Raw genomic sequence first — 15,770 nt, 5'->3', positions numbered from 1 at the left:
AAACGCGTTCAAAAATATGTACACTTCACGCTAAAATTATTTTGCCACCGTTGTTTTTCTACAGGTTTTACAGTGAGATGCAACGAATGGCACTGGTTTTAAATTGAACAATTAGTGCTAGGTGCTGATTAGTGGCTGGTATTTAGATGATTGCACCAACTTTGTTGCTATGAATTGGTTTTTTACGGTGTCGTTAGAGATAAAAAAGTGGAAAAAAAACGACGCAGATACATGGCTTTTAAAGCGTGGGATAGCTTGGGTGAGGGTAATACTTAAGTGAGGGTAATCGTTTAGAGGCGGCTAATAGTTTAGATGCAGCTAATGGTTTAGGTGAAGCTAATAGCTTAGGTGCGAGTAATCACTAGCTCAGTGTATCCGGTCTGAGGGTCGTGCTCTCGAGAAAAGTTGAGGTGAGCGTACTGATGAATGATGAGCTCAGCAGTGGTATCAACAACACTTCCTTCTTGTAAATGCCCACCCATCACTCGTCCCTGTGAGTCAGCGACAGAAATATGAATATGTTGATGGTTAGGGGTCAGCGTGCCCATGAGAGAAACAATCTCAAATGGCTGTTGCATGGTGAGTGACTCTGTTGCCCCTGCGAGACGAATATTGATGCTTTTTAAGCAGCCGACGCACGATGCAATACTGCCTGCCTGAATCTGGTATTGACTGACTAGAGCTTGAATTTCATGCTTGAGATCTTGCCCGTTGGTTAAGCGAGCGGCGATGACTTCGCTGCTGGTGGGGCATTTTATATCATGCATGGGGTGTACCTTTTTCAGGGATTAACAGCAGGCATCAAGGGCGAGACAACCTCGCCCTTGCTATGTCATGCTCGTCAACGGATTAGCGGCGTTTGATCTGCTGAATGACAAGTCCAACGACAATCAATACTAAGCCGACTAAGGTTGATGGATGGATTTCCTCTCCAATCACATAGGCGAGAAGCATTAATGAAATAAACGGGGAGGCGAAGATAAGGTTACTGATGCGAGCGGTATTTTGTGTCAACTTCAGTGCGCTCAGCCAAAGAACAAAGGTAATCCCCATCTCAAAGAGACCAACATAAGTGACCGCTAACCAACCTTGTATACTGATACCACCCCAAGCTGCTCCTTCATACATAGCCACGCCAAACGCTAAAGGTAGTGCCACCAAAAAGCCAAGTAACACCCCGACCACTGGGTCAGCGGTATTTTTTGTATTGAGAATCCAGTAGCTAGCCCATAGCAGGGTCGAAATCAGCGCCAGTCCCACGCCCAGAGGGCTATCGAATTGCAGCCCAAGGACATCCCCTTTCGTCGCAATGACGACAACACCAAAATAACCAAGCAAGCAGGCAATCCAATCTTGGCCGCGGATTTTTTGTTTTAAGAAAACGGCCGCCATTAAGGTGAGTGTGATCGCCCAGCTGTAATTGATTGGTTGAGCTTGTGAGGCTGGCAGCAGTTCGTAGGCTTGGAACAAAATCAGGTAGTAGGCGAATGGGTTGATGACGCCAAGTAATACGTAGTACCACGGATTGGATATAAACGTCGTTTTGATTTGTTTTAGTGTTCCTTGTACCCCGCACACCACTACCAGCGCAATCGCAGAAACCAGTGAGGCAACAAAGACCATTTGGGCCGGAGTGAACTCGGCCAGTGTCAGTTTAAATGCGGTGGCAACCGTCGACCAAAGGAGCACGGCAGACAGAGCAAAGAATAAAGCTTTTCGTTCGTTTAGCATGAGGGTGTGGTACGCGATTGAGTAAATAAAGTGCCAGCATCTTACCAGTGAATAGCGTTCTGAAAAGCAAGAGTTTGTGGATCTTGAAGGGGGTCACAATGAAATCAATGCCGGGAGGGGCGTAAGGTCAATTAGGGCTGTGGGTTTGTGGTGTTGCTGTTGACCAAATAAAAACAGCGTTGTGCGATTTTGAACGGTGAAACGGTCCATATCCACTAACGTGAGCAGAGCGTGATAGCGAAGCACATATTGGCGAGTTTCAGCTGGCAAAGACAGGTGGTTGAAGTCACGGCTACCTGAACGATTAATCGCGCGTTGCACGCGCCCTTCCCCTGCATTGTAGGCGGCGAGTGTCAGGCTGATATCACCATCAAACTTTTGATAAAGAAAATTGAGGTACTTAAGCGCGGCAGCACTGCTGGCATCAATATCGAAGCGTTCATCTTTTTGCGCATTGACGATGAGCCCAAATCGGGTGGCGGTGGCGGGAATGAGTTGCCATAGCCCCGCGGCATTGGCGGCGGACACGGCGTTAGGGTTATAGGATGACTCTAACATGGGCACGAGTATGAGATTGTTTGGCAATGAGTAATCAGCTAAACGTTTGAACAGCTGTTGTATCAGCGGGTTATAAGCATCGAGCTTGGCGAGAATAGGCGCTTGGTATGGCTGTAGCTTTTCAATATGCGGGGCGATGAGATGGGGTGATATGATGGAATGGGACGAGGAAGCCGCCCAACTTGAATGCAACACCGCACCCCAAAGGCTAATTATAATAAAGGTCAATCCTCGCTTAGCGAGCATATTCCTCACACACCATTTTATCTTCATACGTGATGGCGGGTTTGCCCATTAGTTGCCCCAGCAGCTCATGAAACGCCGCCGAGCTTTGACCATTCTCTTGATTGTAGCGCTGACACTGTTTAATGAGTGCTTCAAGTACCGCCCACTGCTTTGCAACGTGTGTCTGCAATTTTACCGGTAAGGCTTTAGTCAGTGTTTTCACGCCAACCTCTGAGCTTGGCAGCTGTAATTGCTGCAGGCATAGCGTCCGTGATTTGGCGCCGTAGCTGAGTTTTTTGAGTACCGGAAGTTGTTGCTGAATATTGCGATTGAGCGCGTCACTATCAAGTTGTAGGTACAGGGCTTTTTGGTGCTGTAGCAGCGCAAGTAACTTTTGATAAAGCTTAATATCTTCAGTGATTGAAACTACAAAATTTTGCACCAATTCACTTTTTGTGGCGGCCATAAAAAGTCGTCCTTTTGCTGTTACCGATTGGCGGTATCGGTTGTGTCCTATCGATAGGTTTATTCGTTTACGCGCTTATTCATGACCAGTGTGAAAACGCATCACCGCTTGTGACAACGCTTTAATGTCCAGTCCAAGTTCGCCATTAGCTAGAGCATTTCGCACTTGTTCAACTTTTGCCATATCGACATTAGGTAATGTGGCGAGGTCGGCCTGTGCTTTATCTAAGGCAGCAGTATTGGCGTTAAAATCTGTGTTGCTGATTGCCCTACGAGCAGGGGCTTCAGGGGCTTGATTTTTAGATTGATTAAAGTTGGTTTGTGGGACGTGCCCACCAGCTACCTTGTCTATTTTCATTGCTATGATGTCCTGTCGCTGTGTCGTTAACTGTATAGGGCGACAGGCAAACAAAAAGTATTAAACAATTTGTTTGCCTGTTATTCAGCGAGCTAGTCTATTTCTTCAATTTGAATGCTGACAGGCATTCCTAAGTACAGATTTTCTTTACCTTGATAATCATCCGCATTAGTGGAATCAGGCAATCGAAAAATGAATTCCGTGCCATTATTGATACTGGAAACGAAAACTTGCTGCGAGGGGATCGCCTCTTTTTTGATACCTTGAGTCAGATATGAGTAACGGCCTGAAGCAAAGTTGAGACTTACGTTCAAAATTATTTCGTTGGTCGCTTTCAAGGCATGATGCTGAAATTTATTAGTGGGAGCCGCAATGCTTGGATCATCGTCTGCGTAAGGATCCGTTATTGTGATGCTCCATGTCGACGTATTTAACTTCACCATTTGTACGAGAGCTGGCTTGTTCACTGCAACGTTCAATCCATTATCGAAAGTGAGCGACCCTGCTTGTCGAAAGACAATTTGCGCAACGTGTTGCGTGTCATCGGCGTTACGGTAGTAGATTGCTTCTAGGTGTCGCTCCGGTTGCTGGTATACCTCTAATCGACTAAGAATATCCGTTACCGTTGTCGGCATTTCATCGGCAGTGATAAAAGGCAATGTCAGGTATGTATAGTGGCTTCTTTCGCCTGCTCCTTGAATCTCTTTACCGTGATTAATAGCAATCATCAGTGGCTTAAGCCTTGCTCCATTTTCTCCGCTATTCAGTTTGCTATCCGAGTCCGGAATGGCGTTACCACCGCGTAGGTAGGTACGTACTTTTTGTCCATTTTGCGGCAAGATGACGTAGCCCTTATCAGCGTGGTGGAACCACATGACTTGTTGTTCGACAGGCTGGCTTGGGTCACTGGCAGGGTTAGAAGACCACTCGGTTTGAATCTGGGCGACTTTCTTGCCATTGGAACCGACACTGTTGCCTTGCCCTGGGTTGTAAGTGAATGGTGTTTGCCAGTGTAATTGGTCGATCACCGTAAGGATATTGGCATTGCCGTTGGGTGTTGATAAATCATCACGGATACGCTGGATGTTATTTCCCATCGCGACCACCATCTCATCAAGGAAAAAGTAAGACTTGTTAGCGGTTACGGTGGTGTAACTGTGATCGCTCGCATACTCAAACGCCGCCATGCCATACGCATTATTGCTATCGGTATAACTATTGGCCAGAACCGAAGCGAAGGCAGAGGGATTACCGGCTTTTTCACTGGATTGAAGAGGAAGGGCGTCTTGTCGCCATGACTCCGTGATTCCAGGGAGTAAATGCCAATCCCAGTCGTAACGAATTTCATCGTAGTTACTGTCGTTAGTTTTGACTTGCAGTACACCGCGCCCATTCATAAAGCCGTATGGACTTTCGGAGAAGCTTTCTGCACCGCGCGTTCGTTGTGATTCCATTTTGAGTGAGCTGAACCACTCTTTGTATTGAGATGTCTTACTGTCCCATTTATCTCGGCGATGAATCAGATAGTCGTTGACCCAAAAGGCATTACTACCCAATTGCTGGTGGGTGTTTTCTGAAATGTCTTGAACTAGCTTAGATAGCTGATGCACAGAATCGGTATCTGTTGCTGGAGGCGCATTAGTGATAAGCCGGTTAGCATCCTTAGCCAGAATATAGCGACCAAAATCGCCGACATGAGTTTGATAATGGCTGCGTCCTGTTGCTTGGAAATCTGTCGATTCACCGTAGATTAACCATGGCATCGTGTGATTGAGAACCTGCAGTGAAAAATCATAAGGGGTAGCAGAAATTTCAAAGGGTGTTTCTTTTAAGTAAGAAGCAAAGATATAAGCTTCTTCGGTAATCCACTCATAACCGTACGCATACATGGCAAGATCTTGTCTTAATCCAGTATGGTGGCTCATGGTTCCATCAGGCAATAGCCCAGATCGTCCGTAACGTTGTGCTTCAATGCCATTGCTTTCAATCCAAAATTTTAGGTCACTGAAGCTTGCCGTTGGGCTCCATCCCGGTAATAAAGTGGTGTTTTGTGAGGCCCAACCGAGACCTGGTTGGTCACCTTCATAATCACGATACCAGAGAGGATTGTACGTAATTGGCCGATTATAGTCTTTGTAAAAGGCAACCATGGCTGCCCAAGTTCGCAGACGATGTGCGCGATTGGCATCGGACCATGCTCCAGGCGATGAATCGAGGTCTTCGGCATTGTAGTAACGGAAATAGTCTATAGAGACGTTACCCTTGGGAAGGTCGAAAGCGACTTGCGAGAGGAAATCACTGATTTTCTCGTCTAGGCGTTTATAGAGACTTTTTCCTTTTATTTTTCCGGCATGGATGTCCTCGGCTAGGCTAATTACAACCCCCGATATTGGGTCGGTGAAGCGCCAAGCGTGTGTGGTATCGTTGTAGTCCACTCCGGTAAAATTACCAAAATCAGTGCTTGGAAAAGCATCAAGCCAGACTTCTAGCGCTCGCAGTAGCGTGTCCCGCAATTGAGTACGCTTTGAGCCGGATTGATACGCTTCAAGGTGGGTATATGCATAGGATAACGCCGCGAGGTGCAACGCGCTTTGTTCCATTTCATCCGCTAATACAGAAGGTGTTACCGTATTTTGGCCATAGTCAGCGAGTGCGTCTTCGCTATCGTAATCATAGAAGTGAATCGGTAAGTGGCTGTCGGCTTCCCAGCCTGACGATGTGCGGTGGAATGCATACTCAACCTGGTAGCTATTGTTTATTAGGTGATTAATTTCAGTGTTAACCACTTCATCTGAGTATTCTCTGCCACTGTGCAGTCGATATTGCTCTGTCATTGCATACCGATAGAAATGGTCAAAAAATTGCTGCCAAGCGGTGTTATCTACCGCTTCAACTAAGGTTTCTACTCGGGCAATCAGTTCGCCCTCATCTTGAAGCTCAACTTCAATAAAATGGCTTTTGTCCCAGTTTATCGCATCGTTTTTATTGAGCGTGAGTCGCCCAAATAAGCGGCCTGCACTGTCTCTCTCATTAGATAAAGAGAATAACTGGCTATCATCTCGTGTTAGAACAAAAGTAGCGCTGTCAGTTAGCGGTGAATCGGGCGCAAATCGGTTGCTTACTGGCTGAATTTGGCCAATAACAATGTCACCTGCAGCGCTCTTGGTTTTGATTTCAAAACGGTTAAATATCAATTGTTCGCTATTAAAAGCAGTCTGGTTGAATCGATTGTCGATAGGGTCATCGTTATCGCCAATACCATCGCCATCGCTATCGCGATAGTTGCCAGAGTCATGAGGGAGTTCATCCGGTCTTAATCCCGATGCCAATTGGCAGTCTCGGCTACAATGTTCATTCCATGAGTCAGGGTAACCATCATCATCGCCATCAACACTTGCGGCAGCATTGTGAGGAAAAGCGTCTTGGTTATCGCCGATTCCATCGTCATCACTGTCGAGCCATTCGCTTGCGTCATTTGGGAATGCATCCCTGCCGTCAGACACGCCGTCTTGGTCTGAGTCGTTTAGCGGTGTCAGAGAGAAAGCGTCGAATGATGCGCTATTAGCATCGCTAAATAGGATCCTTAAGCGATGTGTGCCAGCAGACAACGTGATGTCTTTATCTAGCAAAGCAAGCTGATATTGGCGCTTGTCTTCAGTAGCGGCGGTATACTCCAAGGCATAATCTTGATTGTCCACATAGACGCTCACGCTCACAGGCTTGGTGATTTGTCCGCTTCCAGCCATCATCGTAAACTGATAGAGCCCACTAGACATCACGTCTATTTCGTATTCTAGCCATTCCCCATCGTGAATGTAGCCGACACCGTAGGTGGCTTGGCCATTTTCGTCTGCACGATTGTTATTGTGAATATCGACGTCTACATCTAAGCGATGTTGCTTGCTCGCATTGCCTGCCGTGGTGTCATAGTAGGCGTCGTGGTTTGAACCGAAGCGAAAGTGTTCGGCTTGCATTTCTCCCGGTACGAGCATAACTGGAGCGATGGAAAGATCAGGCAGTGTGGGATAGGGATCGGCGTTGTCTCCCATGCCATCGTTATCGGTATCTTGCCATTCTTTTGGGTCGTTAGGAAAGCGATCAAGCGCGAGATTATCTGACGAGTCTGCGGCACTTTTTCCGTTGTTCCATTGATCGGGGTAGCCATCTTTATCGCTGTCAATGCTAGCTGAGATATCATCAGGGAAGGCATCGGTATTATCACCGACCCAATCACCATCTCGGTCGTCAGACGGTGTAATAGCAATGTCTCGAATTCTGAACCCGTTGCTTGCTAACCTCACTTCAAGTTGTTGCCTTCCTTTAAGCAGAGTGAGTCCTGTCATGACGAAAGGCGCAAAGTTGTAGGCTCCTTCGGCTTGCGTGTTGAAGGTTAAGCTTGCCAGTCTTTGGTTTTGCTGGTTAAAGAGGGCGAGATTTTTGTCTTTGTCGCTGTCGGAGGCGAGATAAAACGTAGCATCATACGCACCACTTTTAGCAACCACGGTGTCAAAACGAAGAGATTCATTCGGTTGTGTCCAGCCAACTAATGGCGTTTGCTGGCTATAACGGATATCGACATCATCGTCACGATAGCCGCCTCCTAGGTTTCCCTCTGTGGTATCAAAGTAACCACTGTAGTCTGCGGCATAAAAGGAACCGGGTAGTTTGGCATAATTGACGATGCTAGAGCCTGGACCATATAGCGTGTCTTCTTCTGAAGCCGCTTGTTCGAGCGTTAAGCTGAACTTGTCGAGAGAAAGGGCACCGCTATATAGGCGTACTTGAATGGTGACAGGGCCTTTAGGAAGCTGAATCGCGGAGAGTGTTTCGGTTTGAAAACTTCTGACATCGGCAATAAGAGGCGTGTAAGTAAGCGTTCCTAGATGGCTCCCATCGGTCAGGTGGAAACTCATTGTCATAGGGTTGGTGTTGTTGCCTGCTACGAGTGCATCGAGTCGATATTGCCCGGCTTGTTCAATGTTAACCGTATAATTAAGGTACTCTCCATCTTTCGTCCAGCCAATGGAATAACCACCAGAACCATTTCCTCGAATATCGACGTCATCTGTCCGATATTTACCGCCAGAGTTACCCGGTGTGCTATCGAAGTAGCTGAGGGGTTGACCTCCCGTATCATAATCTTCAAATTCAATAACTATATTATTTGCAGCAAGTGAGATTGGTGCAACAAGAGTCATTAGACTCAAAGAGGACCGTCTCATAAACGTGAGTGTTCGCATAACTATCACCACTTATTATTTATAATTGGATGTTTTTTCTTTTTTACGATAGCTACAAGAAATAAAGTCGTTACAAATATTATTGGAACCAATATTCGAATTTTATAAATAAGGAGTGGCAATTATTTTGCTGGGTTATTGGTTGTGGTCGTTACTGCGGTGCTGGTTATGATTAAAATTGAGTATGCACTTGGTTTAAACCCGTCACAACGGCGCGAATAACTTTTTTTGAACGACTATTTTGTACGTCAATTTGCTCACCTTTTCCACCCGTCTCCATTGCCACCCCGCGTGTTTGGGCACTGAATTTTCCGCTGCTGGCGATGATGATCACTTCATTGCCTTTTTGCACTAAAGGAGGGGCGCTGACATAACGTGAATTCACCATTTGACCTGTTCGAAGTCGACGATTGACTTGTTTGCCAGTGGCTTGTTCTAGGGTGGCAATAAAGGGCGTGTCTCGAGTTAAGTCACGTCGCTCAAGCTTGATGTCCGCTAGGGTAATTTCACTGTCGCGAGATAAAGTTTTCGCCGCGACAACGACAGGCAACGTTAATGTCGATCGTATCGTGGTGTTAATGCGCCAGTCATTCATGCCATCTTGGCAAATGACACTGCGCTTTAGATGACCAATGGGCATTGACTGGTTATCACGTCCGTTAATCATGAGTGGTTGTTGGCAGCGTGGTAAGTGTTTTACTGACTCTGGAACGAAGGTCACGAGAGCGATGTCAAACGCGCTCCATTTTTGCTGCTTTGCCAGCAAGTTAAGCTCAGATTTGACGGATTGTTCTACGGTTTGGCGAATATCGTCGGCGCTCATTGTGGTCACTTGTTGTGACATCACGGCGCTAGAAAATATCATCCAAATAGCACTTCCTACTCGCTTCCCTATCATGACTACTGCTTCCGACAAACGGAAGGATGGCTTCCCTTTGCTTTTTTATATTGTTGTTTTTAAAAGAAAATATTTATGGCACGCATATTGTAATCTATTCGTGGTACTTGGCGAATGGAAAAGGAATATGAGATGGCAATCAGCTTTGAAAATGCACTGGGTGTCCACCCTAACGCGCTCGATTTTCGAGTGCAACGTACCAAGGTCTTGGCAAGTAACTTAGCAAATGTCGATACCCCTGGATACCTCGCAAGAGATCTTAGCTTTAAGACTGTGATGGGAAAAATGACGCCTAATGGCGTGCAACCGCAAGCCCCGCAAATGACTGTGGAAGCGAAATATGCCATGCCTTACCAGAACAGCAAAGACGGTAATACCGTTGAGCTAGGTGTCGAACAAGCCAAGTTCGCGCAAAACAACATGGATTTTCAAACTAGCCTGACGTTTCTCAATATGAAGCTAAGTGGGCTGGCGAAAGCAATTGAAGGACGTTAATCATGTCATTTACTGATATCTATTCGATCGCAGGCTCTGCGATGACGGCGCAAACCGTACGCCTTAACACGGTCGCCAGTAACTTAGCCAATGCGGATGCCGTATCGGCTAACCCTGATGATGCTTATAAAGCACTCAAACCCGTGTTTGCTACGGTGTACAACCAATCTCAGCTTTCCGCGGAACAATCCGTTTACCCTAATGCGGAAGTACGCATTGTCGATGTGGTGCAAAGCCAAACCCAAGCGGAACAGCGATTTGAGCCCAATAACCCGCTCGCCAATCAAGAAGGTTACGTGTATTACCCCGGCGTAGATGTGGTGACGGAAATGGCTGACATGATGTCGGCAACGCGCAGCTTTGAAACCAATGTGGAAGTGTTGGCGAATGTCAAAAGCATGCAGCAAGGGCTACTTCGCCTAGGAGAGGGACGTTAATGAGCATTGCACAATTTACGGCGTTAGACGCCGATGCGCCGCTGGCTACACAAAGCAATGCTGGGATCTCGGCGAACCCGCAAGATATGAACAGCGCCAGTTCTTTGCAGAATGAATTTATCAGCCTAATGGTGGCGCAGATACAAAACCAAGACCCATTAAACCCCCTTGATGGAACCGAATACGTCAGCCAATTGGCTCAGTTTTCTCAAGTTCAAAGTACTGAAAATATGTCGACGTTAATGCAAAACAGCATGGTGCTGCTCGACAACATGCAAGTGTTATCAACCGCAGGACTTGTGGGGCAAACCGTGTACGTCAACAGTAATGAATTTGAAATGGGAGAAGGGGTACAGAGTGGCAAGATTGAGCTTGCTCATCCGTCGAATCAGGTGACATTGATCGTAGAAGATGAGTTCGGCCAGAAAACAAAGGTGCCATTAGGTGCCCATGCTGCGGGTGATGTCGATTTCTCTCTCGATCCTGAAAAGCATGGATTGAAGCCCGGAAATTATCGTATATCGGTGGAAGTACAAGAAGGCCAAGCGGCACCCAATCTACTGCTTGCTGGCGAAGTTGAGCAAGTTCGAATTCCAAGTACTGGTGGTGCCGCACTCGTCAATATTACCGGTGTCGGCAGCGTACCTTTCTATCAAATCAGTCAGTTCGGTGCCTAGCGCCTAGCTATGTGTTAAATGCTAAGTGTTAAACGTTAAGTGCAACTTGTAATTGAATATAACCATTAATTGAGCACCAACTAAAAGACAAAGAAGAGGACATCATGAGCTTTGATATCGCACTCAGTGGCTTGGACGCCACCAACTCACAACTTAATACGATCAGCCATAATATTGCTAACGCATCGACGTATGGTTTTAAAGAAGCAAGAACAGAATTTTCAGCCGTGTATAACGGCATGCAGGCGGGCGGAGTAGAAGTCGCCGCCATTTCGCAAAATTTTGATAAAAATGGCTCGGTATCAGGCACTGGTCGTTCAATGGATTTGGCGATTAACGGTAACGGTTTTTTCGTCACCAAAGACCATATGGGACAGATGTTGTATACCCGCGCGGGTGTGTTTGGTACTGACAAAGACAATTACGTTGTCGGTAATACTGGTGCCAAGCTGCAAGGTTATAGCGTAGATGGCAATAATAACCTCCTCACAGGCTCCGTTGGCGATGTCAAAATCAGCACGTCATCATTAGCCGCTCAAGCCACAGATAAATTAGATTTTGTCGCCAACTTTGATGCTAGCTCAGATGTGATTGACCAAGCGGTGAATCCATTTGATGCCACGGATCCGAATTCTTTTAACTCTTCTTACACCACCAAAGTGCATGATTCGTTAGGTAATTCTCATACTGTGACGCAGTACTTTACTAAAACGGCGGACAACACATGGCAAGTGAATGTAGAAGTGGACGGCTCGGCGACCACCCCAGCGACGACTCAAAGCGTCACCTTTAATCCAGACGGGACACTCGCATCACCAACTGGCAGCTTTAACGTCGCTTTCCCGGCAGCGGGCGCGAATAGCATGAGTGTGGATATTAGCTTGGCAGGCAGTACTCAATTTGGCGCGGCGTTTGGTGTGAGTACCAATAGCCCCAATGGCTACACCTCTGGTGAGTTAGCGGGTGTACGCGTAGAAGACAACGGTATGGTTTTCGCAACTTACACCAATGGTCAATCGCAGCTGCAAGGTCAGGTGGTGCTCGCTAATTTCGCTAACCCACAAGGTCTAGCGAAAACCAATGGCACGGCATGGACACAAAGTTATGGCTCCGGCGCACCAGTGATGGGGACGCCAGGGACTGGCGTGTTAGGGGATTTAACACCTGGGGCGTTGGAAGGCTCGAATGTGGATCTGACCTCAGAGTTGGTGAACTTGATGACCGCGCAGCGTAACTATCAAGCCAATGCTAAGACTATTTCGACTTCAGACAAGCTGACTCAAGCCCTGTTCAACGCAGTATAAGGAATCGAGCATGGACAGCTTATTGTTTACCGCCACCACCGGCGCCAGTCGGGTATTAAAAGCCCAGCACGTTCGTTCAAATAACTTATCGAATGCTGATACCACCGGCTTTCGCGCCGATATGGAGCGGGTACAAAGTGTGCCGTTGCAAGGTTCTGGCTTTGACGGTCGTACGATGGTGGTGACTAACTCAGCGGCAACCCGTTTTGATGCAGGGGACGTAGTGAAAACTGGTCGAGCATTGGATGTTGCCGTGATGGGGGATGGCTTTCTAACCGTGCAAACTCCAGCAGGCGATGAAGCCTATACCCGGGCTGGTAACATTAAAGTCGATGAGTTCGGTGCCATGAGCATCAACGGCTTTGCGGTAGTCGGTAACAACGGTCCTATGGTTCTGCCTGATTATCAAAAAGTCGAGATCAGCGAGCGAGGTCGCGTGTCTATCATTCCTCCCGGTGGCAATGCCGAAGTGGAAGTGGGGCAACTTAAGCTCGTTAAGCCTGAGCCGACTCAATTGCAAAAAGAGAGCGATAGCCTGCTTCACAGCAATACTGGCGCGCCATTTGCGGCTAACGCAACGGTGAACCTTGCCCCTGAGCATATTGAAGCAAGTAACGTCTCGGCAATAGACGAGTTACTTAGTGTCATGTCACTGACACGTAACTTCGAGATGCAAGTTCGCATGATGAAAACGGCAGAAACCCTGGCGCAAGCAGGCAATAAATTGATGAGTGCGCGTTAACGCGCACAGTAAAGGAGCAACACAATGCATTCAGCACTATGGATCAGTAAAACGGGTATGGCCGCGCAAGATACGAAGATGACGGCCATCTCGAATAACCTAGCCAACGTCAATACGGTCGGTTTTAAGCGCGATCGCGTGGTTTTTGAAGATCTATTTTACAGCATTCAGCGCCAGCCAGGCGCACAAGTCGACCAAGTTAATCAACTGCCAACTGGGGTTCAGCTAGGGAGCGGTGTACGCGTGGTCGGCACGCAAAAAGTGTTTACGCAAGGCAGTGCACAAAATACCGGACAAGAGTTGGATTTAGCGGTCATGGGGCAAGGCTTTTTCCAGATAGAAAATTCCGATGGTCAGATCATGTATACCCGAAATGGCCAGTTTCATGTCAACTCAGAAGGTTTGATGGTGAACAGTCAGGGCTTGCCATTAGAGCCACAAGTTCAGCTGCCTGATAACGCGTTAAGTCTATCGGTTGGAGTTGATGGTACGGTTAGCGCCACTACTGCAGATAGTACAGTGCCGCAAAATTTGGGGCAGATTTCGCTGGCAAAGTTCATTAACCCAGCTGGCTTGGAAGCGGTCGGTGGCAACTTGTTTAAAGAGACTGAAGCCAGTGGTCAGGCAGAAGAGTTGATTCCCGGTGAAGATGGGGCTGGCAGCATTAAACAAGGGGCGCTTGAGGGTTCCAACGTGCAGGTAGTGGAAGAAATGGTCGATATGATCACCACTCAGCGTGCTTATGAGATGAATGCCAAAGTGGTTTCTGCGGCTGATGACATGCTCAAGTTTGTCGCTCAATCAGTATAAGTGGTCGCGTTACGCGTAAGGATTTTTGACATGACATGGCGTTCAATATTGATCACTGCAATGCTATTGCTCGGCGTAACCGGATGCTCTGTCCGTCAAGAGTTCGTGCCGCCAGAGCCCGACGAGCAAAAATACGCGCCACCAGTGCTTAACTACGATTTACCAGAAGCGGAGGGCGGCAGTCTGTATCGCCACCGCTATAACTTAACCTTGTTTCAGGACCGTCGAGCATACCGTGTTGGTGACATGCTGACGATTTTGCTTGCTGAAGAAACGCAATCCAGTAAGAAAGCCGATACCAAATTTGGCAAATCGTCGAGTGTGAACTTTGGAGCGGCCACCATTGGCGGTAAAACGCTGGATGAAACCGCTGTTGGTCTCAATGGTGACCGTAATTTTGATGGCTCCGCCGCCAGTTCGCAGGGCAACAGTTTGGAAGGGGCGATTACCGTCACCGTACATGAAGTGTTGCCTAATGGCGTATTGCGAGTCAGTGGAGAGAAATGGATTCGCCTTAATCAAGGGGACGAATTTATTCGTGTGACAGGGATCGTGCGCATTGATGATGTCGACCGTTACAACCAAGTATTTTCCCATCGTATTGGTGATGCCCGTATCACTTACTCAGGACGTGGCGCATTAGCCGACAGTAACTCAGCTGGGTGGTTAACGCAGTTCTTTACCAGCCCATGGATACCTTTTTAATGAATCGACAACAAATAATGTGCACCACGCTGTTTTTGGTGCTGACACTCGGTATGGTGACGACGACAAAAGCAGAGACGCCGATTCCAATTATGGACTTGGTGGATGTGCAAGGCATCCGCAACAACCAGTTGGTCGGTTATGGTTTGGTGGTGGGATTAGACGGTCAGGGTGACCGTAACCAAGTGAAATTTACCGCTCAGTCCATCATGAACATGTTGCGTCAATTTGGCGTACAAATTGATGATGCCGACAACCCAAAACTGCGTAATGTGGCGTCGGTCAGTGTCACGGCGATGGTCGATCCAATGGCGGGGCCGGGACAAGCCTTAGATATTGTCGTGTCTTCTATTGGTGACGCGAAAAGCCTGCGAGGCGGCACGCTTTTACTTACGCCATTACGAGGCGTCGACGGAGAAGTGTACGCGGTCGCACAAGGTAACTTGGTGATTGGTGGTGTATCGGCAGAGGGTCGAAGTGGTTCGAAAATTGCCGTGAATACGCCAACCTCGGGACGCATTCCTAATGGCGCCATACTAGAGCGAGAAATTCCATCAGACTTTAATAGCCGCGACCAAGTCACCTTGCATCTGCGCAAAGCTAGCTTTACCACGGCGAAAAATATTGCTCGTGAGATTAACGCGACGTTTGGGCCAGATGTCGCCATTGCGGTGAATAAAGCGCGCGTGGATATGCGTGCCCCACAAGATACTCAGCAGCGAGTCACCATGATGTCGATGTTAGAAGAAATGAGTGTGGTCGAAGGGCGTAAGCCTGCGCGTATCGTATTTAACTCTCGTTCTGGCACGGTGGTGATTGGTAAAAATGTCAAAGTTAGCGAAGCGGCAGTGAGCCACGGTAATTTGACAGTGACCATTTCCGAGTCACAACGAGTAAGCCAACCGAATGCGTTTGCCGATGGCGATACCGTCGTTGTTGACCAATCAAAAATCGATATTAGTGAAGACCAAGCTCAAATGGTGATTTGGCCGCCTGGTACTGAGCTAAATACCATTGTGAATGCCGTGAACAGTTTAGGAGCTACCCCAACGGATTTGATGTCTATTTTACAGGCGCTGCACGAAGCGGGTGCGCTTAACGCAGAACTTGTCGTGATTTAGGAGA

The 15,770-nt window shown here is 47.6% G+C and carries 15 protein-coding genes; 8 read left to right on the top strand and 7 right to left on the bottom strand.

Annotated elements, in window-relative coordinates:
• Nucleotides 1-344: 344 nt before the first annotated feature.
• From L4D05_RS20890 to flgA, 7 genes are all read right to left on the bottom strand, one after another.
• Entirely contained in the window at nt 345-767 is a 423-nt protein-coding gene (locus tag L4D05_RS20890) for a PPC domain-containing DNA-binding protein (protein WP_428795176.1), read from the bottom strand.
• Nucleotides 768-849: 82 nt separating this feature from the next.
• Complete coding sequence (locus tag L4D05_RS20885; RefSeq protein WP_428795175.1) at nt 850-1,731, bottom strand: DMT family transporter; 882 nt, start codon at nt 1,729-1,731, stop codon at nt 850-852.
• Between the two features lie 93 nt (nt 1,732-1,824).
• Complete coding sequence (locus tag L4D05_RS20880) at nt 1,825-2,535, bottom strand: lytic transglycosylase domain-containing protein (RefSeq protein WP_428795174.1); 711 nt, start codon at nt 2,533-2,535, stop codon at nt 1,825-1,827.
• On the bottom strand, nt 2,525-2,980 hold the full coding sequence (gene flgN / locus L4D05_RS20875; protein WP_428753845.1) for a flagellar export chaperone FlgN: 456 nt from the start codon (nt 2,978-2,980) through the stop codon (nt 2,525-2,527). The genes L4D05_RS20880 and flgN overlap by 11 nt, the downstream gene beginning before the upstream one ends.
• Nucleotides 2,981-3,055: 75 nt before the next feature.
• The gene (gene flgM, locus L4D05_RS20870; RefSeq protein ID WP_428753843.1) at nt 3,056-3,337 is read right to left on the bottom strand and encodes a flagellar biosynthesis anti-sigma factor FlgM; all 282 of its coding nucleotides are present in this window, start codon (nt 3,335-3,337) and stop codon (nt 3,056-3,058) included.
• A 92-nt stretch (nt 3,338-3,429) separates the two neighbouring features.
• Nucleotides 3,430-8,535 carry a polysaccharide lyase family 8 super-sandwich domain-containing protein gene (locus L4D05_RS20865; protein WP_428795173.1) on the bottom strand — a complete coding sequence of 1,702 codons (5,106 nt, stop codon included), beginning with the start codon at nt 8,533-8,535 and terminating at the stop codon, nt 3,430-3,432.
• A 214-nt stretch (nt 8,536-8,749) separates the two neighbouring features.
• The gene (flgA, locus tag L4D05_RS20860; RefSeq protein WP_428795172.1) at nt 8,750-9,493 is read right to left on the bottom strand and encodes a flagellar basal body P-ring formation chaperone FlgA; all 744 of its coding nucleotides are present in this window, start codon (nt 9,491-9,493) and stop codon (nt 8,750-8,752) included.
• Between the two features lie 114 nt (nt 9,494-9,607).
• Here flgA and flgB point away from each other — a divergent pair, with 114 nt between their 5' ends.
• The 8 genes from flgB to L4D05_RS20820 all read left to right on the top strand — a co-directional run bounded on the left by flgB (nt 9,608) and on the right by L4D05_RS20820 (nt 15,766).
• Nucleotides 9,608-9,970, top strand: coding sequence for a flagellar basal body rod protein FlgB (gene flgB / locus L4D05_RS20855; RefSeq protein WP_428753839.1), 363 nt, complete (start codon nt 9,608-9,610; stop codon nt 9,968-9,970).
• Between the two features lie 2 nt (nt 9,971-9,972).
• Nucleotides 9,973-10,407, top strand: coding sequence for a flagellar basal body rod protein FlgC (gene flgC, locus L4D05_RS20850; RefSeq protein WP_428753838.1), 435 nt, complete (start codon nt 9,973-9,975; stop codon nt 10,405-10,407).
• Nucleotides 10,407-11,084, top strand: a complete 678-nt coding sequence (gene flgD, locus L4D05_RS20845) for a flagellar hook assembly protein FlgD (protein WP_428753837.1) — start codon at nt 10,407-10,409, stop codon at nt 11,082-11,084. The genes flgC and flgD overlap by 1 nt, the downstream gene beginning before the upstream one ends.
• A gap of 104 nt (nt 11,085-11,188) precedes the next feature.
• Nucleotides 11,189-12,388, top strand: coding sequence for a flagellar hook protein FlgE (flgE, locus tag L4D05_RS20840; RefSeq protein WP_428795171.1), 1,200 nt, complete (start codon nt 11,189-11,191; stop codon nt 12,386-12,388).
• Nucleotides 12,389-12,398: 10 nt separating this feature from the next.
• On the top strand, nt 12,399-13,130 hold the full coding sequence (gene flgF, locus L4D05_RS20835; protein WP_428795170.1) for a flagellar basal-body rod protein FlgF: 732 nt from the start codon (nt 12,399-12,401) through the stop codon (nt 13,128-13,130).
• A gap of 24 nt (nt 13,131-13,154) precedes the next feature.
• Complete coding sequence (gene flgG / locus L4D05_RS20830) at nt 13,155-13,940, top strand: flagellar basal-body rod protein FlgG (protein WP_428753834.1); 786 nt, start codon at nt 13,155-13,157, stop codon at nt 13,938-13,940.
• Nucleotides 13,941-13,970: 30 nt separating this feature from the next.
• On the top strand, nt 13,971-14,645 hold the full coding sequence (gene flgH, locus L4D05_RS20825) for a flagellar basal body L-ring protein FlgH (RefSeq protein WP_428753832.1): 675 nt from the start codon (nt 13,971-13,973) through the stop codon (nt 14,643-14,645).
• The gene (locus tag L4D05_RS20820) at nt 14,645-15,766 is read left to right on the top strand and encodes a flagellar basal body P-ring protein FlgI (protein ID WP_428753831.1); all 1,122 of its coding nucleotides are present in this window, start codon (nt 14,645-14,647) and stop codon (nt 15,764-15,766) included. The genes flgH and L4D05_RS20820 overlap by 1 nt, the downstream gene beginning before the upstream one ends.
• Nucleotides 15,767-15,770 lie beyond the last annotated feature (4 nt).

Source organism: Vibrio nomapromontoriensis (assembly GCF_050337205.1).
GTDB lineage: Bacteria > Pseudomonadota > Gammaproteobacteria > Enterobacterales > Vibrionaceae > Vibrio > Vibrio nomapromontoriensis.
Note: the sequence above shows the minus strand (reverse complement) of the source record. Positions and strands in the feature narration are given on the sequence as shown.